At 53.7% G+C, this 6,063-nt stretch carries 8 protein-coding genes; 3 read left to right on the top strand and 5 right to left on the bottom strand.

The features are described 5' to 3' along the window. Positions 1-94: 94 nt before the first annotated feature. Positions 95-478, top strand: coding sequence for a DUF8659 family protein (locus tag NCN04_RS06650; RefSeq protein WP_250395571.1), 384 nt, complete (start codon positions 95-97; stop codon positions 476-478). Between the two features lie 51 nt (positions 479-529). Here NCN04_RS06650 and ilvD read toward each other — a convergent pair whose 3' ends face one another. The 3 genes from ilvD to NCN04_RS06635 are packed head-to-tail and all read right to left on the bottom strand — an operon-like array spanning position 530 to position 3,189. Beyond that, positions 530-2,203 carry a dihydroxy-acid dehydratase gene (gene ilvD / locus NCN04_RS06645; RefSeq protein WP_250395570.1) on the bottom strand — a complete coding sequence of 558 codons (1,674 nt, stop codon included), beginning with the start codon at positions 2,201-2,203 and terminating at the stop codon, positions 530-532. A 56-nt stretch (positions 2,204-2,259) separates the two neighbouring features. Further along, the gene (locus tag NCN04_RS06640) at positions 2,260-2,547 is read right to left on the bottom strand and encodes a membrane protein (protein WP_048346704.1); all 288 of its coding nucleotides are present in this window, start codon (positions 2,545-2,547) and stop codon (positions 2,260-2,262) included. A 33-nt stretch (positions 2,548-2,580) separates the two neighbouring features. Beyond that, positions 2,581-3,189 (bottom strand): uracil phosphoribosyltransferase, encoded by a 609-nt coding sequence (locus NCN04_RS06635; protein WP_048346705.1) that lies wholly within the window; start codon positions 3,187-3,189, stop codon positions 2,581-2,583. An 85-nt stretch (positions 3,190-3,274) separates the two neighbouring features. Between NCN04_RS06635 and NCN04_RS06630 the strand changes: the two genes are divergently transcribed. Both NCN04_RS06630 and cobW read left to right on the top strand, forming a co-directional pair. Continuing rightward, a complete protein-coding gene (locus NCN04_RS06630) occupies positions 3,275-3,793 on the top strand; it encodes a pentapeptide repeat-containing protein (RefSeq protein ID WP_250395569.1) in 519 nt (172 codons plus the stop codon). Next, on the top strand, positions 3,793-4,881 hold the full coding sequence (cobW, locus tag NCN04_RS06625; protein WP_250395568.1) for a cobalamin biosynthesis protein CobW: 1,089 nt from the start codon (positions 3,793-3,795) through the stop codon (positions 4,879-4,881). Before NCN04_RS06630 ends, cobW begins: the two co-directional genes overlap by 1 nt. 124 nt (positions 4,882-5,005) lie before the next feature. Here the strand turns inward: cobW and NCN04_RS06620 are convergent, their stop codons facing one another. Both NCN04_RS06620 and NCN04_RS06615 read right to left on the bottom strand, forming a co-directional pair. Continuing rightward, the gene (locus NCN04_RS06620; RefSeq protein WP_048346708.1) at positions 5,006-5,638 is read right to left on the bottom strand and encodes a L,D-transpeptidase; all 633 of its coding nucleotides are present in this window, start codon (positions 5,636-5,638) and stop codon (positions 5,006-5,008) included. A gap of 80 nt (positions 5,639-5,718) precedes the next feature. Continuing rightward, on the bottom strand, positions 5,719-6,063 hold a 345-nt coding region (locus tag NCN04_RS06615), incomplete at its 5' end, for a methyltransferase family protein (protein WP_284498642.1).

Below are 6,063 nucleotides of genomic sequence, written 5' to 3'. Positions count from 1 at the left end.
TGCTCCATTCACGCTTTGATGAGGCAGGATCAACGAATCCAGGCTTCCGTGCAGGTGTAATCCGCGTTCTGATTCATTCGATCGAAGCCTATCAATGATTGATTTAGCTGTCGTGATTGCTCACACCGCTGATCTTTGCCGCAAGCCTTATCAGCATGCTGTTGTTCCGATTCACGAGGAGGAGGGACCATCCAGCATTGATGATCTCTACGTTCGCATCGAGACCCGTGATGCGTCCGGCTCTCGAATGGAGGCGATGGATCTCGAACTCGAGATCTATCGGAGCGGAAGGGATGTGAATCTCATGCTCAGTTGGTGTGATCAACCGGAGCGTCCCATGCTTTGGCAAGGGCAGCATCCCGTTTGGATGCATGGAGACAATGGCATGCGCTGCTCAGCTCCAGCAGACGGACAACCCTTAGAAGCGATCGCCAGACGGCTCAGAGCACAACTTGTTGGTCAATCAAAAGACGACTAAATATCAATCAGACAATCGCCCAGCGATCAATGGAATTCCACTTCAATTAGCTTAATCAGGCTGATCTGTTACGGCACCACGGCTTGAACTCGAGACCAACCTGGCATATTTACCAAGAATTCCTGTCTTGTATTTAGGCTGATGTCCTAACCAAGAGCTGCGGCGTGTTTCGAGCTCAGCATCACTCACATTGAGCTGGAGAAGGTTTTGATTCGCATCCACGGTGATGCTGTCTCCCTCCATCACAAGACCAATGGCTCCCCCAACCGCGGCTTCTGGTGCCACGTGGCCAACGACCAAACCGTAGGTTCCACCGCTGAAGCGACCATCCGTGATCAGCGCCACCTTCTCCCCGAGTCCCTGTCCAACAATGGCAGCGGTTGGTGCCAACATTTCACGCATTCCAGGACCTCCCACGGGGCCTTCTTGGCGTATCACGATCACATCACCAGCTTGAATTTGTTTTCCAATAATCGACGCTAAACAATCCTCTTCGCTTTCAAAAACGCGAGCAGGACCGGTGAGAACAGGAGTTTTAATGCCGCTGATTTTGGCAACAGCTCCTTCGCTTGCCAAATTTCCTTTCAAGATGGCCAAATGACCTTTTGCATAGAGGGGATTGCTGATTGGCCTGATCACCTCTTGGCCTTCAGGAGGCGTTGAAGGAATATCAGCCAACAATTCTTTCAATGTTTTCCCTTCAATCGTGCGGCAATCGCCATGGAGTAATCCCGCATCCAAAAGCAATTTCATCACCTGTGGAATGCCGCCAGCCTGATGAAGATCCACGGTGACATAACGACCACTTGGTTTGAGATCACAGATCACCGGAACGCGTTGGCGGATCTGTTCAAAATCATCGATGCTGAGATCTACGCCTGCAGTGCGCGCAATGGCGAGCAAATGCAACACAGAGTTGGTGGACCCACCCACCGCCATGATCACGCTGATGGCATTTTCAAAAGCCTCACGGGTTAGCAAATCAAGGGGGCGAATATTGGATTTGATGGCGTCAACGAGGACTTCACCAGAACGGGCCGCACTCTCTGCTTTTTCCTCATCTTCTGCAGCCATCGTTGAACTATGGGGAAGACTCAGCCCCATCGTTTCAATCGCGGCACTCATCGTATTGGCGGTGAACATGCCTCCACAACTGCCAGCACCTGGGCAGGCATTTTTTTCAATCGCTGTGAGCTGCTCTTCATCAATTTTCCCACTCGTAATCTGACCGACAGCCTCAAAAGCACTCACAACAGTGAGGTCACAGCCACCTAATTTTCCCGGCTTAATGGTTCCCCCATAGACAAAAATCGAGGGAATATTCATACGCGCCATTGCCAACATGGCGCCAGGCATATTTTTATCGCAACCACCAACCGCCAGAACGCCATCCATGCTTTGGCCATTGCAGGCCGTTTCAATCGCATCAGCAATCACCTCACGGCTCACCAAGGAATACTTCATTCCCTCGGTGCCCATCGAGATGCCATCGCTAACGGTGATGGTGCCGAAGGTTTGAGGCATTCCACCTGCCTTTCGAGCCGAGTCTTCGGCACGACGGGACAAAGCATCCAATCCCACGTTGCATGGTGTGATCGTGCTGTAGCCGTTGGCGATGCCGATGATTGGCTTGCCGAAATCATCATCACCAAAGCCCACCGCTCTCAGCATGGCCCGATTGGGTGAGCGCTGAATGCCTTGAGTGACGGCGTCTGAGCGAAGCATGGCAACGACTGGATCGCAGATGGGGACAAGTCCCAACTTACCGGCCGTGGTGATGACTACTTGGAGCCGAGATCTTCCAACTGACGACGGACATCAGAGATGGCTGAATTCAGCTGCTCAACACGATGTTCCAGCTGATCATCACGATCAGCGTATTGATTGGCCTCCAATGCTTCACTGCCGTCTTGCATTCTTGGCGCATAAAGCATGGAGCGCTGTCGCTTCAGCCGCTGACGCCGTTCTGCTTCGCTGAGCAGCCACCAACCGACTCCTGCTGCCCCAATGAGAGCTCCACTCAGGAGTGTGAAAAGTGTTCCTGAGGTGGATTCCTGCTGCCTGCTCATCGCCGCCGATGGATTTCTTCAAGCCTAGGTCGATCAAGCTGTTCTGATTTGCAGCCGTTGGGATGTGTTGCCAATCCCCGGGACGATCTGACCAGTCTCATTGAGTTGTTCATCAATGCAGGCGGTATGGATGGTGAGCTCTGGAAATGTTTCACCTAATCGTTTGAGCCCAGGACTGGCGGTTAAGGCCGAAATCACACGAAGTCTTCGGCTCTCTACCCCTCTGGACACAAGCGCTTCCATCAGCCCAACAAGCTCCTCACCATCACTGATTTGATCCATCAGCAACACAAGACCAGCATTGGCTTCGATCGTTTCGGGCAAGCCTCCGAGACAAAGCTCTGCATGAGGCAGCACTTGCCTTGCCCCCTCCCAGAGCATCAGCCCACCAGGAAGACAAGGCACGGCTAACAAAGGAACACCCGTTTCGATCACGGTTCCTTCCGTAAGCTCGAGTGGGGTTTTCACCTCTTCACGGCGATGGGGGAGCCAGTCACGCAACGCCTCATAGGTGAGCCAACGTCCCAACTCCTCAAGGGCTGTTCGATAGAGCGATGCTGGAGTACCGGAATGGCGCAGCATCGTGAGCCAGTGGGCAATCAGTGGATGGGGGGGAACAACCACCCTCAAAGTTTTGGCCATGGCACGTGGCGGGGCAGCTGTCTGCCATAACGTGACCGTTCAAGTTAAGGCAGCTGCAGCCTGAAGCCGGCTGCATCCATTTCTGATGCCCCTTCCCGATTTGTTCCGTAAGCACCTGTTACCTGTTCTGTTCGGGGTGCTTCTCACGTCGAGTTTGATCTCCTTTCCCTTCGCAGTTCAAGCGATCACTGCGCCTGAGTTGCGCGGCCAGTTTGCACTGCAAGACATCAGCAATGACATGCATGGCCGGGATTTGAAAGAAAAAGAATTTTTGAAAGCTGACCTCCGCGGCATTGATCTCAGCGACACCGACCTACGTGGGGCTGTCATCAATACCTCTCAACTGCAGGGAGCTGATCTCCATGGAGCCAACCTTGAGGACGTGGTGGCGTTCTCAAGTCGATTTGATGAAACCGATTTAAGCGACGCAAACTTCACAAACGCGATGCTGATGCAAAGTCGGTTTGTGGATGCGCGCATTGATGGGACGGATTTCACCAACGCCGTGATCGATCTCACCCAGATGAAAGCCCTATGCGGACGTGCCAGCGGCGTGAACAGCGTCAGTGGAGTCAGCACCCGCGAAAGCCTGGGTTGCCGCTGATGTCTGAACGCCTTCCCGTCACCGTGATTACCGGCTTTCTTGGAGCCGGTAAGACAACACTGTTACGCCACTTATTGGTGCACAGTGGCCAACGCCTCGCGGTGATGGTCAACGAATTCGGAACCGTGGGGCTGGATGGCGATCTCATCCGAAGCTGCGGTTTCTGCCCAGAGGATGAAATCGAGGGGCGTCTCGTTGAGCTGAACAACGGGTGTCTGTGCTGCACCGTGCAGGACGATTTCCTACCCACGATGGAAACGCTGCTCGCTCGCGCTGATCAACTCGATGGAATCGTTGTTGAAACCAGTGGGTTAGCTCTTCCCAGGCCCCTGCTTCAGGCCCTCGAATGGCCTGCAATCCGAGCTCGAGTGCACGTGAATGGGGTGGTCACTGTTGTGGATGGGGAAGCACTGAACAACGGAAGTCCTGTGGGAGATCCAGAGGCGTTGGAACGGCAAAGGCAAGAAGACCCAAGCCTGGACCACCTCACCGCCATTGATGAGTTGTTCGCAGATCAACTTCAATCCGCTGACCTGGTGTTGGTCAGCCGCTCTGATTGCTTAGAGCCCACCGAACTAGACCAGATCCAGCAATCACTTGTCCCCAAGATCCGAACCGGTACAGCGGTGATCCCCATGAGTCGCGGTCAAGTTGACCCGAGCTTGCTTCTTGGCGTGGAGCGTCAGACGTCTGGCGAGCATGACCAGGCTCATGAGCATGACCATGAGCACCACAACCATGACCATCACGACCATGCGCATGATCACCACGATCACACGCACTTAGATGTTGAGGGCGGCAATGTTCGTTTCGAAGGTGTGATTCAACGTGCGGATTTCGAGCGACTCCTTCCTCCTTTTGTGACCGAACATCAGGTGGTGCGCTTAAAGGGAAGAGTCTGGTTAGCTGGTAAATCTCTTCCTCTGCAAGTGCAAATGGTTGGTCCCCGCTTGGAGACTTGGTTTGAAGCGGCTCCTGATCAGGCCTGGACTCCTAAAAGTCAGTCAGGAGTGGATTTGGTTGTGATTGGATTTGATCCAACGGCCTCTGAAAAACTCACAACTGTTCTTCTTGATGCGACCCATTAAGTTCGAGGAACCACTCACAGATCGTCAAAATAAAGCCACTAAATCACTAACTCAACGGCTCTAACTTTCAGGTCTCGATGAAAGAGTAGGTGTCGATTAAATTCAAACTCAAGTCAAATCCTTCTCAGTCTTCAACAACCAATAAACGCACATCACTGACCTGGATCAACTGAGACAGCTCGAGCATGTCATGTTCACGAATCAGTCCGATACATCCCAAGGTGCCGCTGTTTCCATTGAGACCAGCACTTGGGTCTTGATGAATCCCAAGCACCCTCCGGCCCGTGGTGAACGTCGGTTCGATGCCGATCCAAACCGGCCCTAATTCTGGATAAGCTCCCTTGGCAAGAGGCTCAACTGGTCCGAGGGTGTAGCTCCCGGCTGGCAAGGGAGCTTTGCTCCCCATCTGATCACGGTCTGCGTTCTGGCGATGAGCGCGACCACTCACGGCATCGAAATGACGCACCGGTTGCCCAGGGATCTCAAGCCGCAAATCCCAGATCGGATCTCCTGTGGAGCGGATCTGTCTCTTTGTCCGGTTCAGGACAAGCTGAGGCTCGGGATCCGGGATGGCGATCGGAGGCTCCAGAATCGCTAAAAGCCTTGAACTGACCTCAACGGGTTGAGGGCTGTTCAGCACAAACTCGTTGGCCTGACTTGGGGCACTGAATTCGAGACCTGCGCAGACAGCACCAAGGAGCAACACGCAAGGGGTGGCTCTACTCGCCAGCAGCTGAAAAGGCGCAGATCGGACCATCCGAAACGATCGAAAAACGTCCTTGTCTTAAGGGGTTTATTTATTTTTTTTGAAAAAAATAAACGGTTGTTCAGCTGGCCCTAACCCTTGCGCCAATCCAAGCCAGGAATCCCGGGCACGATTGCTGGTGTATGGGCGCAATACTGCAAGTAATCCGGATGGACGTTGCAGAGGCGCTCCTCTTCACGGTGGGCCTTGCCATTGAGCACCGCCACCAAGAGCACAAACAACCCCAGGTGCAGCAGGCTGCCTTTGGCCAAAACCACGCCAAGGGAGCAAATCACAACAGCTCGATAGAGAGGGTGCCGGCAATGGCCATAGACCCCTGTCGTGATCAAAGCGGCCTTGGGCTTGGGATCCGGTAATGGAGAAAGGCTGGGGCCTAACGCCAGAAAACCCTGCACTGCCAGGCCAAGCCCAACAGC

This window comes from Synechococcus sp. MU1655, assembly GCF_023630655.1.
GTDB lineage: Bacteria > Cyanobacteriota > Cyanobacteriia > PCC-6307 > Cyanobiaceae > Synechococcus_C.
This window is presented reverse-complemented; position numbering and strand designations above follow the sequence as displayed.

Bases quoted from the DNA above. Each gene is read 5' to 3' on its own strand.
- cobW (WP_250395568.1), top strand. From the start codon at position 3,793: ATGTCTGAACGCCTTCCCGTCACCGTGATTACCGGCTTTCTTGGAGCC.
- NCN04_RS06635 (WP_048346705.1), bottom strand. From the start codon at position 3,189: ATGGCCAAAACTTTGAGGGTGGTTGTTCCCCCCCATCCACTGATTGCC.
- NCN04_RS06630 (WP_250395569.1), top strand. From the start codon at position 3,275: ATGCCCCTTCCCGATTTGTTCCGTAAGCACCTGTTACCTGTTCTGTTC.
- ilvD (WP_250395570.1), bottom strand. From the start codon at position 2,203: ATGCTTCGCTCAGACGCCGTCACTCAAGGCATTCAGCGCTCACCCAAT.
- NCN04_RS06620 (WP_048346708.1), bottom strand. From the start codon at position 5,638: ATGGTCCGATCTGCGCCTTTTCAGCTGCTGGCGAGTAGAGCCACCCCT.
- NCN04_RS06650 (WP_250395571.1), top strand. From the start codon at position 95: ATGATTGATTTAGCTGTCGTGATTGCTCACACCGCTGATCTTTGCCGC.
- NCN04_RS06640 (WP_048346704.1), bottom strand. From the start codon at position 2,547: ATGAGCAGGCAGCAGGAATCCACCTCAGGAACACTTTTCACACTCCTG.